This is a genomic window from Nocardia pneumoniae NBRC 100136 (assembly GCF_000308755.1).
GTDB classification, from domain to species: Bacteria; Actinomycetota; Actinomycetes; order Mycobacteriales; family Mycobacteriaceae; genus Nocardia; species Nocardia pneumoniae.
Genome location: NZ_BAGF01000054.1, coordinates 42,107 through 62,497, shown reverse-complemented (window position 1 = coordinate 62,497; position 20,391 = coordinate 42,107). Strand labels below are relative to the sequence as shown.

The window sequence follows — 20,391 nt, the reverse complement described above, 5'->3', positions numbered from 1 at the left end:
GAGCGCCATCTCACGAACCGGCCCGGTCGCGGCGCAGGCGGGCAACGACTTCCGGCACGCGGGCGTCGTATTCCGGCGTCAGCACCACGTCGTCGTTGAACAAAGGATCGGTGCGCATTTCCACCGCGACGAGGTCGTCGGCCTCCTCGAAGTTCACCGCCACGTGCACGACGCCGTCCGGGATGTAGATGAACTCGCCGGGGCCGTGAAAATGCGGCGTCAAGTCCGGGCCGATCAGCGTGACCGCTCTCCCGCGCAGGCAGACGACGACGATCTCGCTGTGCGCGTGGTAATGCGCTTTCGACACCGCTCCGGGAGCCATGGTGACCATGCCCGCCGAGATGCCGGTCGCGCCACAGGTTTCGGTGGTGATACAGGGGATGAGGCGTTGGCGTTGCGGTCCGATCGTCTCGGCCGAATCGGACGATGTGATCACACGCACCTGCTTGACTGCACTTTTCATGGCTACTCCGGGGGCACATCCGTCGCCGACGAAATCGGACGCTAGACCATTCCCGCCACTGGGGCGAGACGAGCTTCTCGAGCATGGAAAACCGGGGATGTACCGGCTCTTTCGCGAATCCGTCCGGAGCGTTTCGAGTGGGCGAAGTTTCCGATCGGAGATGTCGCGAACTGCGACGTTGTGGCGCAGCGGTCCACACCGTGCGGACGGGCGTGGTCACCGCTCGGCTATCCCCCCGATTCGGCCGGGCATCCCCGGAAGGCGGATCCGTCGCGATCCGCGTGCTCGCCGCGGTGGGGACGGTGCGAAGAGAGCGAGGCCCCTGTCTGGTGCCCGGACCCGGGATGGCTCGGCGGTTCCCGGCATCGGAACGTTGTGTGACGTCAGCACGCCCGAATACTGTTCGCTACCTGATGTGCGTAGGCTGCGCACTGTGCAGAGATGGCGTTCGCTCGACGAGGTGCCCGCGGACTGGGGGCGCTGTGTCCTCACGATCGGTGTGTTCGACGGTGTGCACCGCGGCCACGCGCAGCTGATCAGCCGGGCCGTGAAGTCCGCCGCCGCACGCGGCGTGCCCGCGGTGCTGATGACCTTCGACCCGCACCCGATGGAGGTGGTGCGCCCCGGCTCGCATCCGGCTCAGCTGACCACCCTGACCCGCCGCGCCGAACTGGCCGAGGAACTCGGCGTCGACGTGTTCTGCGTCATGCCGTTCACCCAGGAATTCATGAAGCTGACCCCCGCCCGGTACGTCCACGATCTGCTGGTCGAGCGCCTGCACGTGGTGGAGGTGGTGGTCGGGGACAACTTCACCTTCGGCAAGAAGGCCGCCGGGACGGTCGAGACCATGCGCGAGCTCGGTCACCGCTTCGGTTTCGAGGTCGACGCGGTGAAACTGCTCGGCGAGCACGCGGTGACCTTCTCCTCGACCTACATCCGCGCCTGCGTCGACGCGGGCGACATGGCGGCCGCGGCCGAGGCGCTGGGCCGCCCGCACCGGGTCGAGGGCGTCGTGGTGCACGGCGACGGCCGCGGCAAGCAGCTCGGCTTCCCGACCGCGAACGTCGCGCCGCCGATGCACGCCGCGATCCCCGCCGACGGCGTGTACGCGGGATGGTTCACCGTGCTCGGACCCGGCCCCACCATCGGCACCGTCACACCCGGCGAGCGGGCCATGGCCGCCATCTCGGTGGGCACCAACCCGACCTTCTCCGGCCGTGCCCGCACGGTCGAGGCCTACGTGCTCGACCGCGAGGCCGACCTCTACGGCCAGCACGTCGCGGTCGATTTCGTCGAGCACGTCCGCGGTCAGCGCAAGTTCGACTCGGTGGACGAGCTCATCGAGACCATGGGCCGTGACGTGGAGACCGCCCGCAAGATCCTCACCGCCGTCGACGACCGGTGAACCTCAGGACTTCATGAAGTCGAGCAGATCGTTGTTGAGCTCCTCGGCGTGCGTGACGTACAGGCCGTGCCCCGCGGTCGGGTACTCCTTGTACACGCAGTCCGGGATGAGCTTGGCGGTGCGCCTGCTGCTCGCGTCGATGGGGATGGACTGATCCGGCACACCGTGCACGACCAGCGCGGGAATCGGCAGGTTGCGCAGCGTCTCCCGGTGGTCGGCGGGGAAGGTCGACTCCCAGACCGCGATGGTTGCCCACGGCGAGGCGGACAGGCAGCGCCGGGTCTCGTGCTCGATCAGGGCGGGGGAGACGTCGTTGCCGAGATGGGTGGCGAAGTAACCCTGCGCGCGATCGGCGAACCATTTGGGCCGGTCGGTCCGCCATTGGGCCACCGAAGCCCGGCTCAGCTCCTCCGGCAGGCCCTCGGGGTTGTCCTCGGTCTGCCGCAGGAACGGCAGCGTGGTGGCCAGCAGCGCGACGCGCGCGACGCGCGCGCTGCCGTGCCTGGCCAGATAGCGGGCGGCCTCCGCACCGCCTGCCGAGTGGGCGACCAGGGTGAGGTCGCGCAGATCCAGTCGTTCGATCAGCTCGGCCACGTCGTCGGCGCGGGTGTCGAGGTCGTAGCCGGTGGACGGACGGTCGGAACGGCCGTGGCCGCGCCGGTCCAGCAGCACACAGCGATAGCCCTGCTCGACGAAGAACGGGACCTGGTACTCCCACATCTCCGCGTTGAGCGCCCACCCGGCCAGGAACACGATCGGCGCTCCGGTTCCGTAGTCCTCGTAGGCAAGGCGGGTGCCGTCGGTCGTCTCCAGGTAAGGCATTGTTTCCTCCTCGTATTCGGCGGTACCAGAAGAAGATTCGCAGCCCGAATGCGGCGAGTCGATTACTCGGGAGGTAATGCCGACGCTTCCCCGGCGTCCTCCGAGAACGGCGGCGCGATCCAACGGCGCGCAGGGTGGTCGGCCCCACGATTTCGGCGGGGACGCCGTGGTCCGGTAGGGTGGATCCTCGGGTTTGCTGCGGTCCGCGGCGGCGCCCGCACCGGGTGACCGGGTCTTCGAGCGCGGAACTGAGAAACAGGAGTGGATGCCCCATGGCACTGACCACCGAGCAGAAGTCGGCGATTCTCGCCGAGTACGGCCTGCACGAGAAGGACACCGGTTCGCCGGAGGCGCAGATCGCGCTGCTGTCCAAGCGGATCGCCGACATCACCGAGCACCTGAAGAAGCACAAGCACGACCACCACACCCGCCACGGCCTGATGGCGCTGATCGGTCGTCGCAAGCGGCTGTCGAAGTACCTGGCGGACAACGACATCAACCGCTACCGTGCGCTGATCGAGCGCCTCGGGCTGCGGCGGTAACTTTTTGCAGCGCCTGCGGCGCTGCATGTTCGCGGCCCCTTGATGGCTCGCGTCCGAGTGACCACCGCTGGCGACTCCGTCGCAAACGCGGCGGCCACTCGGACGCGAGCCGGGCCGCGAACAGGCAATGCTCGGTCTCGCTGACGCTCGAAAGCCGGAGCGGGACCGACGCGTCGCGGTGGGAGATAACCGCGCTACTCGATGTTCGCGCTACCTGTTGGCTGGGTGCCGGTAAGTCGCGTGGTCGTGCGGGTCTGAGCCGGGTTTTCGGATACGCTCCGGGCCTGATTCCTGCGGCGGTTCGAGGGTGCGAGTGATAGCTCCATCCGTGCCGTAGCCGAGGCGGTCGATAGCTCGGCGAACGGAGAGACGTACAATCTTTTCGTTGGCTACTTGTGTATCAGGGGCCGAATATGTCCCGTCGCACGACAACATTGCACAGCCGTATGCACCCGCCCGCGTGGCGTCGGTCTTCGGTAGTGGCCTTTCGGCTGCGTTTTCGCCGTCGGGCTTCGATCGATGACCGCCTCCGCGTCGCCGTCTCCAAGGGGATTCGGCCGGGTGTGCGCGTCGCAGCCAGGAGGGTTGCCGCGCGCCCGTGCCCGGTACGGCTGACGACAGCCGGATCGCGCTGCCCACGCGCTCGAGCCGGCGAAGACGAGAGGTTGAGAGAGAAGAATGACCGAAACAACTGAACGCAGGACCTCGGCCGTCGAGGTCGAGCCCGGCGTCTTCGAATCCGTCGCGCTGATCGACAACGGCGGCTACGGCACCCGCACCATCCGGTTCGAGACCGGGCGCCTGGCTCGCCAGGCCGCCGGTTCGGTCGTCGCCTACCTGGACGACGAGACCATGCTGCTGTCGGCCACCACCGCGGGCAAGCAGCCCAAGGAGCAGTTCGACTTCTTCCCGCTGACGGTCGACGTCGAGGAGCGGATGTACGCCGCGGGTCGCATCCCCGGATCGTTCTTCCGCCGCGAGGGCCGTCCCACCACCGACGCGATCCTGACCTGCCGCCTGATCGACCGTCCGCTGCGTCCGTCGTTCGTCGACGGCCTGCGCAACGAGATCCAGGTCGTGGTCACCGTGCTGAGCCTGGATCCGAAGGATCTCTACGACGTGGTGGCGATCAACGCCGCGTCCGCGTCCACCCAGCTCGCCGGCCTGCCGTTCTCCGGCCCGGTCGGCGGCGTGCGCGTCGCGCTGATCGAGGGGCAGTGGGTGGCGTTCCCGACCACCGAGCAGCTCGAGAACGCCGTGTTCGACATGGTCGTCGCGGGCCGCGTGGTCGAGTCCGGTGACGTCGCCATCATGATGGTCGAGGCCGAGGCCACCGAGAACGTCGTCGCGCTGGTCGAGGGCGGCGCGCAGGCCCCCACCGAGGCCGTCGTGGCCGAGGGGCTCGAGGCCGCCAAGCCGTTCATCGCCCGCCTCTGCCGCGCGCAGCAGGACCTGGCCGAACTGGCCGCCAAGCCCACCGAGGAGTTCCCGCTCTTCCCGCCGTACGGCCAGGACGTGTACGAGGCCGTCGAGGGCACCGCCAAGCGCGAGCTGGGCGAGGCGCTGAGCATCGCGGGCAAGCAGGAGCGCGAGGAGAAGATCGACGAGATCAAGCTCGCTGTGCTCGATCGCCTCGGCGACGACTTCGCCGGGCGCGAGAAGGAACTGGGCGCGGCGTTCCGCTCGGTCACCAAGAAGCTGGTGCGCCAGCGCATCCTGTCCGACGGCTTCCGCATCGACGGCCGCGGTCTCGCGGACATCCGCGCGCTGTCGGCCGAGGTGGCGGTCGTGCCGCGGGCGCACGGCTCGGCGCTGTTCGAGCGCGGCGAGACGCAGATCCTCGGCGTCACCACGCTCGACATGGTGAAGATGGCCCAGCAGGTCGACTCGCTCGGCCCGGAGACCAGCAAGCGCTACATGCACCACTACAACTTCCCGCCGTTCTCCACCGGCGAGACCGGCCGGGTCGGTTCGCCCAAGCGCCGCGAGATCGGCCACGGCGCGCTGGCCGAGCGGGCGCTGATCCCGGTGCTGCCCAGCCAGGAGGACTTCCCGTACGCCATCCGTCAGGTCTCCGAGGCGCTGGGCTCCAACGGCTCCACCTCGATGGGCTCGGTGTGCGCCTCCACCCTGTCGCTGCTGAACGCCGGTGTGCCGCTGAAGGCGCCGGTCGCAGGCATCGCCATGGGCCTGGTGTCCGACACCATCACCAACGACCAGGGCGAGGAGGAGGTCCGCTACGTCGCGCTGACCGACATCCTCGGCGCCGAAGACGCCTTCGGCGACATGGACTTCAAGGTCGCGGGCACCCGCGAGTTCGTCACCGCGCTGCAGCTGGACACCAAGCTGGACGGCATCCCCTCGCAGGTGCTGGCCGGTGCGCTGAGCCAGGCGCACGACGCGCGCACCACCATCCTGGACGTGATGGCCGAGGCCATCGCCACCCCGGACGAGATGAGCCCGTACGCGCCGCGGGTCACCGCGATCAAGATCCCGGTCGACAAGATCGGCGAGGTGATCGGCCCCAAGGGCAAGGTGATCAACCAGATCACCGAGGACACCGGCGCCAACATCTCCATCGAGGACGACGGCACCGTGTTCGTCGGCGCGACCGACGGCCCGTCCGCGCAGGCCGCGATCGACGCGATCAACGCCATCGCCAACCCGCAGCTGCCCAAGGTCGGCGAGCGCTTCCTGGGCACGGTCGTCAAGACCACCGCCTTCGGCGCGTTCGTCTCGCTGCTGCCCGGCCGCGACGGCCTGGTGCACATCTCCAAGTTGGGTAACGGCAAGCGGGTGGCCAAGGTCGAAGACGTGGTGAACGTCGGTGACAAGCTGCGCGTGGAGATCGCCGACATCGACAACCGCGGCAAGATCTCGCTGGTGCCGGTCGACGAGACCGCCGAGGAGACCGGCGACGACGCGGCCGATGCGGGCTCGGCCGGGACCGAGTAGTACTTGTCTCTGTGACGAAGAAGAAGACGACAACCCCTCTGCTCAGCACCGGGCAGGGGGGTTCGTCACTCGAGCTGCGGATGGACACGGCCAGCGGAGTGCAGCGCACCGTGCTGCCCGGTGGATTGCGCGTGGTGACCGAGCACCTGCCCGGGGTGCGCTCGGCGTCCATCGGCGTCTGGGTGGGCGTCGGGTCGCGCGACGAGGGCCCGACCGTCGCCGGCGCCGCGCATTTCCTGGAGCACCTGCTGTTCAAGGCGACTCCGACGCGGTCGGCGCTCGACATCGCCGAGGCGATGGACGCGGTCGGCGGCGAGCTCAACGCGTTCACCGCCAAGGAGCAGACCTGCTACTACGCGCATGTCCTCGACGAGGACCTGCCGCTGGCCGTCGACATGGTCTCCGACGTGGTGCTCAATGGTCTGTGCCGGTCGGTGGACGTGGACGTGGAGCGTCAGGTCGTGCTTGAGGAGATCGCCATGCGCGACGACGACCCCGAGGACCTGGTCGGCGACTCGTTCCTGACCGCGCTGTTCGGCGACCATCCGATCGGGCGTCCGGTGATCGGCTCGGTCGAATCCATCGAGGGCATGCGGGCGGCCCAGCTGCGGTCGTTCCATGTGCGCCGCTACCGTCCCGACCGGATGGTGGTCGCGGTCGCGGGCAATGTGGAGCACGACCACACGGTGGAACTGGTGCATCGCGCCTTCGAGAACCGGCTCGATCCCGCGGCGACGCCCGCGCCGCGGCGGGAGGGGCGGTTCCGCCCGCAGGGCGCTCCGCAGCTGCACTGGAGTCGGCGAGACAGCGAACAGGCGCACCTGGCCTTCGGCGTGCGTGCCTTCGGGCGGCACGAAGGGGAGCGGCGCTGGCCGCTGTCGGTGCTCAACACGGTGGTCGGCGGCGGGCTGAGTTCGCGGCTGTTCCAACGCATTCGGGAAGAACGTGGGCTGGCCTACTCGGTGTACTCCAGCGTCGACACCTTCGCCGACACCGGTGCGTTCTCGGTGTACATCGGCTGCCAGCCGGAGAACCTCGGCAACGTGGCGGCATTGGCGCGCGGCGTGCTGGAAGAGGTGGCGGCGGACGGCATCACCGACGCCGAGTGCGCCCGCGCGAAGGGCTCGCTGCGCGGCGGTCTGGTGCTCGGCCTGGAGGACTCCGCCTCGCGCATGAACCGGCTCGGGCGCAGCGAACTCAGCTACGGCAACCACCGCAGCGTGTCCGAGACCCTGGCCCGCATCGACGCCGTCACCACCGACCAGGTGTCCGCCGTCGCGCGGACCCTGCTGGCGCGGCCGTTCGCGGCGTCGGTGGCCGGGCCGTACAAGCGCACCCGTGAGCTGCCCGCGGCGGTCCGGCGCCTGGTCCCGGACTGATCCGGCCGCGGGCCGGGAAACCCGCGGCTCGGCACAATCCTCTGGCGCGATACTGTGTCGGCCGCCCGCCGTCGTTCGCGTCGGGGAGGCGCTGAACTCGATTGCCCGGGTGTCGAATCCGGCGATTTCTGGCAAGGAGCCGAGATGAACCGAACGTATCGTGCCCTTCGCGTGCTGGGCGCGATCTCGCTGCCGATCCTCGTGCTGACCGGGTGCGGTGGGAAGGACGCGGACGCGGGCAAGTCCGGCGAGCCCACCGCGGCCGCGTTGCGCGAGAAGGCCACCGAGATGAACGCCGCGCTGGCAAGTCACGACTACGCGGCCGCTTACCAATTCCGTTCCGCCCGCTGCAAGCTCACGCTGAACCAGGACGACTACGTGGCGTCCATGGCGCAGCGCTACGACGGCAGGGACCTGAAATCCAAGCCGTCCGAGGTCAGCGTCACCACGTCGGGAGCGACGGGATCGGTCACGGTGAAGAACTTCGACGCTCGCGCGGGCGAGGACGACGCGAAGCCGAACACCTGGACCTTCATCGACGGGCAGTGGCGCTTCGACAACTGCTGAACGCGTCCGGCGGTCACTCGGTGTGGGAGCGATTGGCGGCGTCGACGATCGCCGGGATCACGCCCGGCAGTGCGGATTCCAGGTCGTCGACGCGGAGGCGCTGGCAGGTATGGCCGTCCACGATCAGGCGCTCGGTGACGCCCGCTTCGCGCAGGATCTTGAAGTGATGGGTGGCGGTGGACTTGTTGATCGCTTCATAGAGCGCGCCGCAGCGGACCGCCGTACCCGCGTTGCTGAGCCGGCGCACCATCTCCAGGCGCACCGGATCCTGCAGCGCGCCGAGCACGGTGGACAGCCCGGCCACCGGAGGCAGCTCCGGCGCCCCGTCCTTGGCGTCGGCCATGATCTGGCTCACTCTCAGGTTTGATGATTGTCGTACCGGATGTATCGTCGACTGCGGTTCGATCACTATCAAACTTACCTGATCGGAGATCTGATGGCAGCGACGATAGCGGTGGCCGCCGACGAGCGGACCGCACAACGCTGGGCCTACGCCTTGATTCTCGCGGCCAGTGGCGTCGCACTCGGGGTGTCCGGCGTGCCCGCACCGCTCTACGGCATCTACGAAAGCCAGTGGCACCTCTCGCCGCTCACCACCACCATCGTGTTCGCCGTCTACGCCGTAGCCGCGCTGGCGGCGGTGCTGGTGTCCGGCCGCATCTCCGACGTGGTCGGCCGGAAACCGGTGCTGCTCGGCGCCTTCGGCACGATGGTCGTCGGACTGATGGTGTTCGTGCTCGCCGACAGCGTGCCCATGCTGCTACTGGCGCGGGCGCTGCACGGGATCGCGGTCGGATCGACCGTGGTGGCGGGTGCTGCCGCCCTGCTGGATCTGCGTCCACACCGGGGAGCGCGGTCCGGGCAGCTCAGCGGCGTCGCGTTCAATGTCGGGATGGCGGTGGCGATCCTGGGCTCGGCCTTGCTGGCGCAGTACGCCCCGCACCCGCTGCGCACGCCCTACGTCGTGATCACCGTCGTCTGCCTGGCCATCGGCGCCGGGGTGCTCGCACTGCGGGAACCGCATTCCGCGCGGGTGGCCGGACGCATCCGGATCGCGAAACCCGCTGTTCCGCAGGAGATCCGCGCCGACTTCTGGTTTTCCGCGATCGGCGTGATGGCGGCCTGGTCGGTGCTCGGCGTGCTGCTGTCGCTGTACCCGTCGCTGGCCGCGCAGCAGACCGGCATCCACAATCTCGTCTTCGGTGGCACGGTGGTCGCTTCGACCGCGCTCTCCGGTGCGACCGCGCAGCTGTTCGCGACCGGTATACCGGCTCGGTGGGCCGCGATCCTCGGCGACACCGGCATGGCGCTGTCGCTGCTGTCGACCGTGCCCGCGCTGGCCACGCACAGCTGGGTCGCGGTCCTGGTCGCGGGCGTCGCGCTCGGAGCGACCTTCGGACTCGGCTTCGGCGGTTCGCTGCGTCATCTGTCGGACGTTGTGCCGCAACACAAGCGGGGCGAGACCATGTCGGCGTACTACCTGCTGGCCTACTCGGCCATGGCCATGCCCACCATCCTGGCCGGCTGGGCTGCCACCACATGGGGCCTGAGCACCGTGTTCCCGTGGTTCGTCGGTGTGGTCGCGGTGGCTTGCCTGATCGCGGCCGGGCTGGGCCTGCGCCGCGATCGGGCGGCGGCCGAGCAGCAGGCATGAGCGGCGATTGGCTTTCGCGGCCGAGTGTCGGCTAATGTTCTGTGTCGCATCGCGGACAACGTGATGCGAGTGCGGATGTAGCGCAGCTGGTAGCGCATCACCTTGCCAAGGTGAGGGTCGCGGGTTCGAATCCCGTCATCCGCTCCACGAAAAGACGCGCATATCGCCCGTTCGTGTCGCTGCGAACAAGTGGCAACCCCGCCCCGTATCGTCGCCCTTACGAGAAATGCTCTTGCTCGTCCCCGGTCTGGTACGGCACTGAAAGCCGCGCTGGAGGCGGAGCGTAAGCGGCCCAGACCACGAGTGGATCGTCGAACAGCCACCACACTGGTAAGGAGAGCGATGTTCACCCATAACAAAGAGCTCCAGTTCGAGGTACGCGTGGACCGGCCCGATCCGCGGTTCGCCACATTGCTGCAAGAACAGTTCGGCGGCGCCAACGGTGAACTGAAAGCCGCGATGCAGTACTTCAGTCAGGCGTTTCTGCTGCGCCGCGCGCATCCCAAGATCTACGACCTGTTCATGGACATCGCGACCGAGGAATTCAGTCACCTGGAGATCGTCGGCTCCATGATCACCATGCTGCTCGACGGGCTCAACGAGGATCTGAAGCAGGCCAACGAGCGGTGCGACTGGATGCCGGTCGTGGCGAGCTCCGGCGGACGCGAACAGGCCATCCACCAGGTCGCGGTGAACCCGGTGTACTTCGCGCTGACCGGCGGCGGCCCCGACGTGAGCAATTCCGCGGGTGTGCCGTGGTCGGGCGCCTACGTCAACGCCAACGGTGAGCCCTCGGTGGATCTGCGCAGCAACCTCGCCGCGGAATCGCGCGCCAAGATCGTCTACGAGTACCTCAAGCAGTTCACCGACGACCCGGGTGTGCAAGACACGCTGTCGTTCTTGATGACCCGGGAAGTGGCGCACTTCCAGCAGTTCACGGCCGCCCTCAACGAACTGCCGGTCAACTTCCCCCCTGGTGTGCTGCCCGGCGACGACCGGTTCCAGAACGTCGCGTTCAACATGTCCAACGGCGCCGCGAGCGCCCGGGGGCCCTGGAACGAAGGGCAAGGCCCCTGGCCCGCGGGCACGGAATGGCGCTACATCGACAACCCCGTCGCCGAATGGCTCCCCTCCGATGCGCACGTCAACCATGGCGCCGAAACCAACCCGCAGGGCGAACCCGCGGTGCGCGGCACCAAGCCGTTCACCCACGAATCGCACGTACCCGACTGAGACGGTCTCCGACGTCGACCCCAGGCGACGGCGCGGCCCACGGTCGCGCCGTCGTCGGGGTTGTGTAGCGGGACCGGCGCGCTCGGACGGCGGAAACCGTTATTGCCCGTGGTGCTGCGGCGAAGCATCCGGGAGTCAGGCGGCTGCGGGTCGTGGCCCGCAGTTTGCCGGTCGTCACCGAACACGCCGTGCGGCCTCGACAAATCGCAAGTGCGAATGTCCCGGGGACGGCCGCGTGCGAGCCATATTCTGCCAATGTGACCCCCGAACCGGCATCCCCGCCGCGAGCATTGCGGCGACGCGTGGTGCTGTTGGCCGCTGGTGCGGTGCTGGCGGCGGGGGGTGCCGCCACCCGGCCGTTCAGCTGGTCGGCCACCGCATTGCTGGTTGTGCTGCTGGTCGTGGCTTCGGCATTGGCCTGGCGGGCGCGGCCCGTGCGGACTCCACCGACCGCCCGGCTGCGGCGCGGTGCGGCCCTGTGGTCGGCGCTGCTGGTCGCCGCGGTGCTCTGGGAGGGTTACGCCTTTGCGCGGCAACCGGATCTGATGCGGCCGAGTGAAGAACATCCGACCTTGTCGACGCTGCTGGATCCGGCACTCGAGCAGTTGCCGCTGCGGTTCGCCGGATGGGTGGTGTGGCTGGGTGTCGGCTGGTGGCTGGTGTCGCGATGAGTGATCGGGCGATCGTCGTCGTCGGGTTCGTGCTGCTGCTGGCGGCCACGCTGGGCGCGGTCGTCCTGACGCATGTTCGCCGGGATCTGATCGCGCCCGTCGGTGAAACCATCGCGTACCTCAGCCGCACTCGGGTGGCGCGGATCGCCGCCGTTCTCGTGTGGGCCTGGCTCGGCTGGCATTTTCTGGCGCGCTAGGGGTTCAGGGCGCGGCGCCAAGGCGACGGAACCGGAGGCCGCCGCGCACTGTTTTCAGCGTGATCGGTCAGGAAAATCCGTTGTTCGAGCCTCGCTCGGACCGTAACGTCCCTTCGGTTTGTCCACCGATCAACCGAAGGAGAGCCGTCATGGAACCCGTTACCGAACGCGACATCCGGTCGTCGTTCGTCAACTGTTCGAAAGGGGATGCCAAGCGACTGCCCGTGCCCAGGGACCTGGACGAGCGGCCGTGGGACGATCTGGATTTTCTCGGCTGGAGCGACCCCTCCCTACCCGGTCGGGGCTATCTGGTCGTCCCGCAGGACGACCGCCTGGTCGGGGTCGCACTGCGCTATGCCACCGGCGGCAACGGCCGGGCGCAGATGTGCACGATCTGCCTGACCGGCCACATCGGCGGCGGCGTCTCCCTGATGACCGCGCACAAGGCGGGCGAATCCGGGCGCCGGGGTAACTCGGTGGGCACCTACATGTGCACCGACCTCGCCTGCTCGCTGTACGCGCGCAACAAGAAGCGGCCCGCGCTCGGGAGCCGCTATCGAGAAGATCTCACGCTGGAGCAGAAGGTCGAGCGGGTGCGCGACAACATGACCGCGTTCCTCGCCAAGCTCTACGCCTGATCGTTTTCCGACACCTGACCACCCGCAGCCGACGAGCTGCCCGCCGAACGGAGGTAGATGCCATGTGCCGACACTCGAGGACCACCGGTCGCGCCGCCCCCGGTGCAGCGACGCCGCGACTCGGTGCGGTGCCGGATTCCTCGCCGGTCGAGTCGGCCCGGATCGCCCGGACCGTCCCATCCGGCGAGGAATCCGCACTGTCAGAGACGTCGTGTCCAGTTCATTGCGCCGGATCCTGACGCGCGGGTTCCCAGATCTCGCGCAAGCTCGGTGCACCGGGAACCAGATCGGGCAGGTCGGGAACGGACCCGGCTTCGGCGGCGATCGGAACGATGATCCGCGCGTGCTGTTCGCGGGCCAGGCGCGCCGCCTCCCGCCCCGCCTCGGTGACCGAGCGGCCCAGTTGTTCGGGTGTGCCGCGCAAGGCGGCCGGAGTGAACCGGACATCGGTGAGAACGCCACCGGCGTCCACGGTCACTTCCACCAGGCCATCGGCGGAGGCAGCCGTGCATCGCACCGCCGACAGCTTCTCGTGGAGGTCCGTCAGGTGGGTGCGCTGCTCGACGAGCGCGTCCAGAATGTGGTCGACCTGGTTGCGGATTCCGCTGTTGGCGGAGCGTAGCCCGTCGCGTTCCCGCCGATCCACCGGAACGTACCTCCTCGACTCCCATGCTCTCGGACCGTCCTCGACGGGAGGAAATTCCGAGACCGAAAGCCCTCATTGTGTCGGCACCGGTGTGGCTGCCGCGGCACAGTATTCCCAGTGCTCGGGGATGGTGGGGTGACGCGCGCGGTCAGCCGACCGGCGCTTCGGTTTCCTGCACGGTCAGCCAGCGCACGCCGTCCGGGTCATCGATGACCAGCACCGCGGTAACCCAGCGCCGCGTCACGCCTTCGGCCGCCCGGTGCGTCTCCAGGAAACGAACCACCGCCACGCTCTCCGACCGCAGGAGTTCCTCGACGTCGGATACCTCGATCCGCAGCCCCGGCACCCCGTTTCCGGCCGCGCGTAATCCGGCGATCAGCTCGCTCCGGCCCAGCACTTCACCGCCGGTCGTCACCATGGAGAACCGCTCGTGCTGCGCCGCCGCGAACCGCTCGAACACCTCGACCGGCGCCTGCGACCCCAGCCACGTCGCGAGGTCGGCATGCAACCGCTCGACCACCCCGACCAGATCGACACCCATGCGCGGCATCGTATCCAGCGGAATCAAAAACCGCCGTACGGGACGGTGATCAACTCCAGGTAATGACCACTGGGGTCGAGGAAGTACACGCCGCGCCCGCCGTCGTTGTGATTGATCTCGCCGGGACGCTGCTGGCGTGGATCGGCCCAATGATCCAGCCGATAGCGCTGGATCTTGGCGTAGGCCGCGTCGAACTCGGCCTCGGAGATCAGGAACGCGTAATGCTGGGGCTGAATTTCGCCGATACCGGGCGGCACGTTCGCGAAATCGAAGGTGACGCCGTTGGCGACAGAGACCGGAATGAACGGCCCCCACGGTGTTCCTACTTCCAGGCCCAGGATGTCGGCCCAGAATTCGGCGGACTCGCGGTTGTCGTGGCAACCGACAATGGTGTGGTTGAACTGTACGGACAGTGGAATTGCTCCTCTGAGTCGTGACGATCCCGACCCCGGGCTCGGTACAAGGCGGCCAACGGGAGCACCGTCACGATCGGCGAAGATAGCACCGACTCGTGGAAGCCGCCAGTGTCGGCACAGCGCTGCGAACTAGACTCGGCCGAATGAGGATTCGTGGCGCGGTACTGGAGCGGATCGCGGCGCCTGCGCCGTTCGCCGAATCGACACCGATCACGGTGTGCGATCTGGACCTGCGCGAACCGGGCCCAGGGGAGCTGCTGGTCCGGATCGAGGCCGCGGGGCTGTGCCATTCCGACCTGTCTGTGGTGGACGGCAACCGCGTGCGGCCGGTACCGATGCTGCTCGGACACGAGGCCGCGGGACGGGTCGAGTCGGTCGGCCCCGGCGACAGTGATATCGCGGCCGGGCAGCGTGTCGTGATGACGTTCTTGCCCCGCTGCGGCGAATGCGCGGGCTGCGCGACCGAGGGACGCACCCCTTGCGTGCCGGGCAGCATCGCCAACAACGCGGGTGAACTGCTCGGCGGGGGAAGGCGGTTGCTCCGCGACGGCGCCGAAGTGCACCACCATCTGGGCGTGTCCGCCTTCGCCACGCACGCGGTGGTGGATCGCAGGTCGGTGGTCCCGGTCGACGACGACGTGCCCCCCGAAGTCGCGGCCGTGCTGGGCTGCGCGGTGCTGACCGGTGGTGGCGCCCTGCTGAATTCGGCGAAGCCGGGCATCGGCGACCGGATCATGGTCGTCGGTCTCGGCGGTGTCGGCATGGCGGCGGTCCTGGTCGCGGTGTCGCTGGCCGCGGAGGGCCACGAAGTCATCGCGGTGGACACCGTGCCCGCCAAGCTCGCTCTCGCACGGGAATTGGGAGCGCACGCGGTGTACACCCCGGCCGAGGTCGCCGAGCTCGGCGTGCAGGCCGAAGTGGTGGTCGAAGCCGCGGGCAATATTCGCGCCTTCGAGACCGCGGTCGCCGCGACCGCGCCCGGCGGCACCACGGTCACCGTCGGACTCCCGGCTCCCGATGCCCGTGCGAGCATTTCGCCGCTGGCGCTGGTCGCGCAGGGGCGTTCGATCGTCGGCAGTTACCTCGGTTCCGCCGTGCCTTCCCGCGACATTCCCGAATATGTCCGCATGTGGCGGTCGGGACGTCTGCCGGTGGAGCGGCTGGTCTCCGCGCGGGTGGGTCTCGACGACATCAACCGCGCCATGGACGAACTCGCCGCTGGCCACGCCCTGCGTCAGGTGATCGTCTTCGACTGAGGCGACGCGTCCGGCCCGGTGTCTCCGTTCACTCGGCGGATCGGTCCATCGCGTCGACGAATCGTTCGAGCAGCCGGGCGAAGTCGGCGCGCTCGGTGGGGGTCCAGTCCGCCATGGCGGCGGCCATGGCCGCACGACGCCCCGCCTTGGCGGTGGCGACGGCGTCGCGTCCGGCGGGGGTCAGGCGCAGGACCGCGCGCCGTCCGTCGCGCTGATCGGCGACCCGTTCCAGCAGCCCGGACGAGACCGCCTGGGCGACCAGGCGACTCGCGCGGGGTTGATCGACACCGAGAGCCGGAGCGAGCGCGCCGACCGTGTCGGCGGCGCCATCGGCAACGGCATCGAGCACGCGGGACACGGCGACCGGAATCGCGCCGTCGCTGAGCGCTCCGCGCGTCTGCCTGCGCCGGATCCGGACCATGGCCGCCTCCACGGCGATGGTGGTCGCGTCGTGCTCGTCCATGCACTCAGCCTGCCATGCCCGATCAATACATGTAATAATACATGCAGTTGTACATTTATATACAAAGGAGCTGTGATGGCTATCCAGCGTGGAATCGGGTACTGGCTCGTGGAACTCGACCGGTTGATCAACCAGCGTTTCGACGAGGATCTCGCCGCGGGCGAACTCAGCCGCAGACGCTGGCAGGTACTGCACTCACTCGCCGACGGGCCACAGCGCGCCGACGACATCCGCGACGCGCTCGACACCTTCTGGACCGACGACGCCGAATGGCCCACCGAACTGGCCGACCTCCTCGACAACCGGCTGGTCTCCGAGGACGCGGGCGTGCTCTCGCTGACCGAGGCGGGACGAGCGACACACGACCAGGCCTGGGTCCGGATCAGCGAGCGCAGGCGGCAGATGGCCGACGGGATCACCGACGAGCAGTTCGCCGAAACCATGCGGATGCTGCGACGAATGGCGGCGAACCTGGCTGGCGCGCCGACTGCGGAGATCGGCGGCCGGGCGTAGGCGCGCTCGATCCGCGGCTGCCTCGCCGCGGCGGCTGTCTCGGGTTCGTTCGGCGCGGTGCGGGGGCTGCGGGCGGATCTCGTTCGGCGGCGCACACTAGGCTGACACCGACCGAAGCGGAACGAGGAGGTGCGGTGACCATTCGGGTCGGAGTGCTCGGGGCGCGTGGCAAAGTCGGGCAGGCGATCTGCGCGGCGGTGACGGCGGCGGATGACCTGGAATTGGTCGCGGAAGTCGACAAGGGCGATTCGCTCGACCTGTTCACCGCGGCCCGGACGCAGGTGGTCGTCGACTTCACTCATCCCGACGTCGTGATGGGCAACCTGAAGTTCCTGGTGGAGCACGGTATTCACGCGGTGGTCGGCACCACGGGATTCGACGAGTCCCGCCTGGCCGAGGTGCGCGGCTGGCTGGCCGGACATCCGGACGTCGGCGTGCTGATCGCACCGAACTTCGCCATCGGCGCGGTGCTGTCCATGCGTTTCGCCGAGCAGGCCGCCCGGTTCTTCGACTCGGTCGAAGTCATCGAGCTGCACCACCCGAACAAGGCGGACGCGCCCTCCGGCACCGCTTACCGCACCGCCGGACTGATCGCCGCGGCCAGGGACAAGGCGGGTCGGGGCGGCAGTCCCGACGCGACGACCACCGAGCTCGAGGGCGCGCGCGGCGCCGACGTGGACGGGGTGCGGGTGCACTCGGTGCGTCTGGCGGGGCTCGTCGCCCACCAGGAGGTGCTGTTCGGCACCCAGGGCGAGACCCTCACCATCCGGCACGACTCGATCGACCGCTCGTCCTTCGCGCCCGGTGTGCTGCTCGGCGTACGGGAAATCGCGAACCGTCCCGGCCTGACCGTCGGGCTCGATCCGTTCCTGGACCTGTGAACGAGCGTCGGCGAGTGATCCGAGGACACCGGGCGCGGTTGCGCGCGGCGGAACCGAGACCCGGCCGGGAGCGGTCGTGAGCAGCGCGGAACCGGTCGAGCCGAAGGGCGGCGCGGAGGTCGTCAAGGTCGTCGCGTTGATCGCGGCGCTCGTGCTGGTGCTCGGGTTTTACTTCCTGCTGCTCGGCCGGATCGCGTTCAGCCTGATCGGTTCCGGTGACGTGGCGGCGATCGTCATCGGTGTCGGCGTGCTGATCCTGCCGCTGCTCGGCGTCTGGATCGTCGCGGCCACCGTGCGCGCGGCGCTGGCGCATCAGCATCTGGCCCGGCGTATCCACGACGAAGGTCTCGAGCTGGACACCGAACAGCTGCCGCGCCTTCCGTCCGGCCGCATCGAGCGTGCGGCCGCCGACGAACTGTTCGCGAAGGTCAAGGCCGAATGGGAAGCCGATCCGGACAACTGGCGGATCTCCTACCGACTGGCGCGGGCCTACGACTACGCGGGTGACCGGACCCGAGCCCGCGAGACCATGCGCCGCGCGGTCGCGCTGGAACGGCACGAGCGCGACAACACCTGAGCACCGCGGCGGCCGATACGATCGCAGGGTGGCCCGGTTGCTGATCATCCATCACACGCCGTCCCCGCACATGCAGGCGATGTTCGAGGCCGTCGTCTCCGGGGCCGCCGACCCCGAGATCGAAGGCGTGCAGGTCGTACGCCGCGCCGCACTGGCCGTCACCGCGTCCGACGTGCTGGCCGCCGACGGGTACCTGCTCGGCAGCCCCGCCAATCTCGGATACATGAGCGGTGCGCTCAAGCACGCGTTCGACACGTTCTACTATCCGTGCCTCGATTCCACCAGGGGTCGCCCATACGGGCTGTACCTGCACGGGAACGAAGGCACCGAGGGCGCCGAGCGCGGCGTGGTCAGCGTGACCACCGGACTGGGCTGGGAGCAGGCAGCCCCCGTCGTGGTGGTGTCCGGTCCGCCCGCCAAGGAGGACCTGCAGCGGTGCTGGGAACTCGGCGCGACGCTGGCCGCTGGACTCATGGAGTGACAGCGTCCCCCGATTTCTGGTGTCTGACCATTCCGCACCAGGGACCGGCATACTGGCTTGGCTGTTGTTCCGGTGGGGTTGTGAGTGAGCTCGGATGGGAGAGTCAGGTGACGTGGGCCGAAGGGGGCGAGAACGCGCCGCGCCGGATCGGATTGGTGGAAGACCACGAATCGGTCGCGATCGGTCTCGCCGCGATGCTTGCGCCGGAAACCGACCTCGATCTGGTCCTGACCGCGGGTACCGTGCCGGAACTGCTCGCCGCCGCGGACGGCGCGGCGCCACTGGATCTGGTGGTGCTGGATCTGCGGTTGGCCGACGGCTCCTCGCCCGAGGACAACGTGCGCGCCCTGCGGGCCCGCGGCATCGAGGTCTTGGTCTTCACCGGGGCGGACAACGCCTTCCTGGTGCGCTCGGCCGCGCGTGCCGGTGTGCTCGGCGTCGTGCGTAAATCCGAGGACGTGCCGACCGTCGTCGCGGCGGTGCGCCGGGCCGCGTCCGGCGAACAGGTGGTCACCACCGATTGGGCGGCCGCCATCGACGGCGACCCGCAACTGTCCGACGTGGGTCTGAGCCCGCGGCAAGAGGAAGTGCTCACGTTGTACGCGTCCGGCGAGAAAGCCTCCCGGGTCGCGCGATTGACCGGTCTGTCCGAGCAGACGGTCAACGACTATCTCGGCCGGATCCGCCAGAAGTACGCCGACGCCGGTCGTCCGGCGCCGACCAAGACCGACCTGTACAAGCGGGCGGTGGAGGACGGATGGCTTCCGGTTCCCGAGCGGCATCCGCGCGGATGACCGCGTCCAGCATGCTGGACACCCCGTCGCACTCCCGCTCTCTCGCGCTCGGCCGGTTCCGCCCGAGCTGTTGGCGCCGCGGTGTCGTCGCGCTGTCGGGCGAGAAGACCTCCGAGGGCGCCGCCGACCGCATCCTGCGCAGGCTGGGGCTTGCCATCGGCATCGCCGGGGTGATCGCCGCGGTGGTCGAGCTACCGGAGATCGCCGACCAGAGCCGGTTCGTGTCGGTCGGCTGGACGGTCGTCGAGGTGGTGCTGGCCTTCGGGTGGTTCCCGGTGCTCGCGGTCGTCTCGATCGCCCTGGGTCCGCGCGTCATCCAGCTGGTCGCCGGCGCGGCGGCGGTGAGTTTCCTCGCCGCCATGGCCGTGGTGCCGTTCGCGTACGCCGAACCGGCCGCCGAGGGGGCCGCCTCGGTGTGGCTGTACCGCGTCCTGGCGTTGGGCGTCCTCGCGGCCGTGCTCGCGTGGCGTCCGCCGTTCGCCGTGGCGTACCTGATGGTCGGCGCCGCGTTCAGTGCGCTGGCGAACCTGGCCGTGCTGCACGAGACCACCGCGTTGGCGCTGCTCGGCGATTTCGCCAGGGCGGCAGGGCTCAGCGCGTTGTTCCTGTGGTGTGTGATCTACGCCAGGGCCGCGGCCGACCGGGTGGATCGGGAGTCGGCGATCGAGAGCAGCCGGGCGGCGGCGGTCGCGGGGGCGGCGGCCAGGGAACGGGAACGCGCGCGATTCGCCGCGCTGATCCACGACGCGGTGCTGTCCACCCTGCTGGACGCCTCGCGTGCCGGGACCGAATCGCCGGTGCTGCGCCGCCAGGCCGAGCGAACCCTGGAACAACTCGACGAATGCCGGGTGGGAGACACCGAACCCGATCGGCTGGACGCGCAATCCGCGATCGGATTCCTGCGCTCGGCCGTGCACGAGGTGAACCCGGGCATCCGGTTCACGGCACGGCGCTGGACCGGATTCGACGATCTGCACCTGCCGGTCGAAGCCGCCAGCACGATCGCCGCCGCGCTCGCCGAGGCCGCGCGCAACAGTCTGCGCCACGCCACCGTCGCGGGGCGCGAGGTCGTGCGGACCGTCACCGTGACGATCAGCGCGGGCGGTATCCGCGTGGTGTTCCGCGACGACGGTGCGGGATTCGATCTGAGCGAGGTGCCCGTCGATCGGCTCGGCATCTCGGTGAGCATCCTGGGCCGCATGCGACAGCTCGCGGGCGGCGCCGGGTTCGTGGAATCCCAGCCGGGCGAGGGTACGACCGTCACGCTGGTGTGGGGTGGCAATGGTTGAGCAGGACA

The 20,391-nt window shown here is 69.0% G+C and carries 24 protein-coding genes and 1 tRNA gene; 18 read left to right on the top strand and 7 right to left on the bottom strand.

Annotated features, from left to right (window positions below; genetic code table 11):
* Positions 1-10: 10 nt before the first annotated feature.
* Positions 11-463, bottom strand: coding sequence for a cupin domain-containing protein (locus tag ON34_RS17200; RefSeq protein ID WP_051022779.1), 453 nt, complete (start codon positions 461-463; stop codon positions 11-13).
* Between the two features lie 433 nt (positions 464-896).
* Between ON34_RS17200 and ON34_RS17195 the strand changes: the two genes are divergently transcribed.
* Positions 897-1,868 carry a bifunctional riboflavin kinase/FAD synthetase gene (locus tag ON34_RS17195; protein WP_051022778.1) on the top strand — a complete coding sequence of 324 codons (972 nt, stop codon included), beginning with the start codon at positions 897-899 and terminating at the stop codon, positions 1,866-1,868.
* 3 nt (positions 1,869-1,871) lie between these two features.
* Here the strand turns inward: ON34_RS17195 and ON34_RS17190 are convergent, their stop codons facing one another.
* Positions 1,872-2,690: an alpha/beta fold hydrolase gene (locus ON34_RS17190; protein WP_040780489.1), complete on the bottom strand. Its 819-nt coding sequence runs from the start codon at positions 2,688-2,690 to the stop codon at positions 1,872-1,874.
* Positions 2,691-2,962: 272 nt separating this feature from the next.
* Between ON34_RS17190 and rpsO the strand changes: the two genes are divergently transcribed.
* The 4 genes from rpsO to ON34_RS17170 all read left to right on the top strand — a co-directional run bounded on the left by rpsO (position 2,963) and on the right by ON34_RS17170 (position 8,133).
* Positions 2,963-3,232: a 30S ribosomal protein S15 gene (gene rpsO, locus ON34_RS17185; protein WP_040780488.1), complete on the top strand. Its 270-nt coding sequence runs from the start codon at positions 2,963-2,965 to the stop codon at positions 3,230-3,232.
* A 678-nt stretch (positions 3,233-3,910) separates the two neighbouring features.
* Entirely contained in the window at positions 3,911-6,187 is a 2,277-nt protein-coding gene (locus tag ON34_RS17180; RefSeq protein ID WP_040780487.1) for a polyribonucleotide nucleotidyltransferase, read from the top strand.
* Between the two features lie 80 nt (positions 6,188-6,267).
* Complete coding sequence (locus ON34_RS17175) at positions 6,268-7,566, top strand: M16 family metallopeptidase (RefSeq protein WP_051022789.1); 1,299 nt, start codon at positions 6,268-6,270, stop codon at positions 7,564-7,566.
* Between the two features lie 144 nt (positions 7,567-7,710).
* The gene (locus ON34_RS17170; RefSeq protein WP_040780485.1) at positions 7,711-8,133 is read left to right on the top strand and encodes a hypothetical protein; all 423 of its coding nucleotides are present in this window, start codon (positions 7,711-7,713) and stop codon (positions 8,131-8,133) included.
* Positions 8,134-8,146: 13 nt separating this feature from the next.
* On the opposite strand, the gene ON34_RS17165 is transcribed toward ON34_RS17170, so the two are convergent.
* Positions 8,147-8,476 (bottom strand): helix-turn-helix domain-containing protein, encoded by a 330-nt coding sequence (locus ON34_RS17165; RefSeq protein WP_051022788.1) that lies wholly within the window; start codon positions 8,474-8,476, stop codon positions 8,147-8,149.
* 93 nt (positions 8,477-8,569) lie between these two features.
* Here ON34_RS17165 and ON34_RS17160 point away from each other — a divergent pair, with 93 nt between their 5' ends.
* From ON34_RS17160 to ON34_RS17135, 6 genes are all read left to right on the top strand, one after another.
* The gene (locus tag ON34_RS17160) at positions 8,570-9,787 is read left to right on the top strand and encodes an MFS transporter (protein WP_051022787.1); all 1,218 of its coding nucleotides are present in this window, start codon (positions 8,570-8,572) and stop codon (positions 9,785-9,787) included.
* A 71-nt stretch (positions 9,788-9,858) separates the two neighbouring features.
* A tRNA-Gly gene (locus tag ON34_RS17155) sits at positions 9,859-9,934 on the top strand.
* A 195-nt stretch (positions 9,935-10,129) separates the two neighbouring features.
* Positions 10,130-11,020, top strand: a complete 891-nt coding sequence (locus ON34_RS17150) for a manganese catalase family protein (protein ID WP_040780484.1) — start codon at positions 10,130-10,132, stop codon at positions 11,018-11,020.
* Positions 11,021-11,277: 257 nt separating this feature from the next.
* Positions 11,278-11,691 (top strand): hypothetical protein, encoded by a 414-nt coding sequence (locus tag ON34_RS33610; protein ID WP_157172320.1) that lies wholly within the window; start codon positions 11,278-11,280, stop codon positions 11,689-11,691.
* Positions 11,688-11,888, top strand: coding sequence for a DUF6186 family protein (locus tag ON34_RS17140; protein ID WP_040780483.1), 201 nt, complete (start codon positions 11,688-11,690; stop codon positions 11,886-11,888). The genes ON34_RS33610 and ON34_RS17140 overlap by 4 nt, the downstream gene beginning before the upstream one ends.
* 149 nt (positions 11,889-12,037) lie before the next feature.
* Positions 12,038-12,526 (top strand): FBP domain-containing protein, encoded by a 489-nt coding sequence (locus ON34_RS17135; RefSeq protein WP_040780482.1) that lies wholly within the window; start codon positions 12,038-12,040, stop codon positions 12,524-12,526.
* A gap of 220 nt (positions 12,527-12,746) precedes the next feature.
* On the opposite strand, the gene ON34_RS17130 is transcribed toward ON34_RS17135, so the two are convergent.
* The 3 genes from ON34_RS17130 to ON34_RS17120 form a co-directional block, all read right to left on the bottom strand.
* Complete coding sequence (locus ON34_RS17130; protein ID WP_051022776.1) at positions 12,747-13,172, bottom strand: YbaB/EbfC family nucleoid-associated protein; 426 nt, start codon at positions 13,170-13,172, stop codon at positions 12,747-12,749.
* 148 nt (positions 13,173-13,320) lie between these two features.
* A complete protein-coding gene (locus tag ON34_RS17125; RefSeq protein WP_040780481.1) occupies positions 13,321-13,713 on the bottom strand; it encodes a DUF4440 domain-containing protein in 393 nt (130 codons plus the stop codon).
* Between the two features lie 23 nt (positions 13,714-13,736).
* Positions 13,737-14,126 carry a VOC family protein gene (locus tag ON34_RS17120; RefSeq protein WP_040780480.1) on the bottom strand — a complete coding sequence of 130 codons (390 nt, stop codon included), beginning with the start codon at positions 14,124-14,126 and terminating at the stop codon, positions 13,737-13,739.
* 146 nt (positions 14,127-14,272) lie between these two features.
* Here ON34_RS17120 and ON34_RS17115 point away from each other — a divergent pair, with 146 nt between their 5' ends.
* Positions 14,273-15,385, top strand: coding sequence for an alcohol dehydrogenase catalytic domain-containing protein (locus tag ON34_RS17115; protein WP_040780479.1), 1,113 nt, complete (start codon positions 14,273-14,275; stop codon positions 15,383-15,385).
* A 28-nt stretch (positions 15,386-15,413) separates the two neighbouring features.
* Here the strand turns inward: ON34_RS17115 and ON34_RS17110 are convergent, their stop codons facing one another.
* Positions 15,414-15,848: a MarR family winged helix-turn-helix transcriptional regulator gene (locus ON34_RS17110; RefSeq protein WP_040780478.1), complete on the bottom strand. Its 435-nt coding sequence runs from the start codon at positions 15,846-15,848 to the stop codon at positions 15,414-15,416.
* 75 nt (positions 15,849-15,923) lie between these two features.
* On the opposite strand from ON34_RS17110, the gene ON34_RS17105 reads away from it, so the two are divergent.
* From ON34_RS17105 to ON34_RS17080, 6 genes are all read left to right on the top strand, one after another.
* Positions 15,924-16,361, top strand: a complete 438-nt coding sequence (locus ON34_RS17105; RefSeq protein ID WP_040780477.1) for a MarR family winged helix-turn-helix transcriptional regulator — start codon at positions 15,924-15,926, stop codon at positions 16,359-16,361.
* Between the two features lie 134 nt (positions 16,362-16,495).
* Positions 16,496-17,242, top strand: a complete 747-nt coding sequence (gene dapB / locus ON34_RS17100) for a 4-hydroxy-tetrahydrodipicolinate reductase (RefSeq protein ID WP_040780476.1) — start codon at positions 16,496-16,498, stop codon at positions 17,240-17,242.
* 76 nt (positions 17,243-17,318) lie between these two features.
* On the top strand, positions 17,319-17,819 hold the full coding sequence (locus ON34_RS17095; RefSeq protein ID WP_051022774.1) for a hypothetical protein: 501 nt from the start codon (positions 17,319-17,321) through the stop codon (positions 17,817-17,819).
* Positions 17,820-17,847: 28 nt separating this feature from the next.
* A complete protein-coding gene (locus ON34_RS17090) occupies positions 17,848-18,300 on the top strand; it encodes a flavodoxin family protein (protein WP_040780474.1) in 453 nt (150 codons plus the stop codon).
* Positions 18,301-18,407: 107 nt separating this feature from the next.
* Positions 18,408-19,094 carry a response regulator transcription factor gene (locus ON34_RS17085; protein WP_040780472.1) on the top strand — a complete coding sequence of 229 codons (687 nt, stop codon included), beginning with the start codon at positions 18,408-18,410 and terminating at the stop codon, positions 19,092-19,094.
* Positions 19,058-20,383: an ATP-binding protein gene (locus ON34_RS17080; RefSeq protein WP_245548072.1), complete on the top strand. Its 1,326-nt coding sequence runs from the start codon at positions 19,058-19,060 to the stop codon at positions 20,381-20,383. The genes ON34_RS17085 and ON34_RS17080 overlap by 37 nt, the downstream gene beginning before the upstream one ends.
* Positions 20,384-20,391 lie beyond the last annotated feature (8 nt).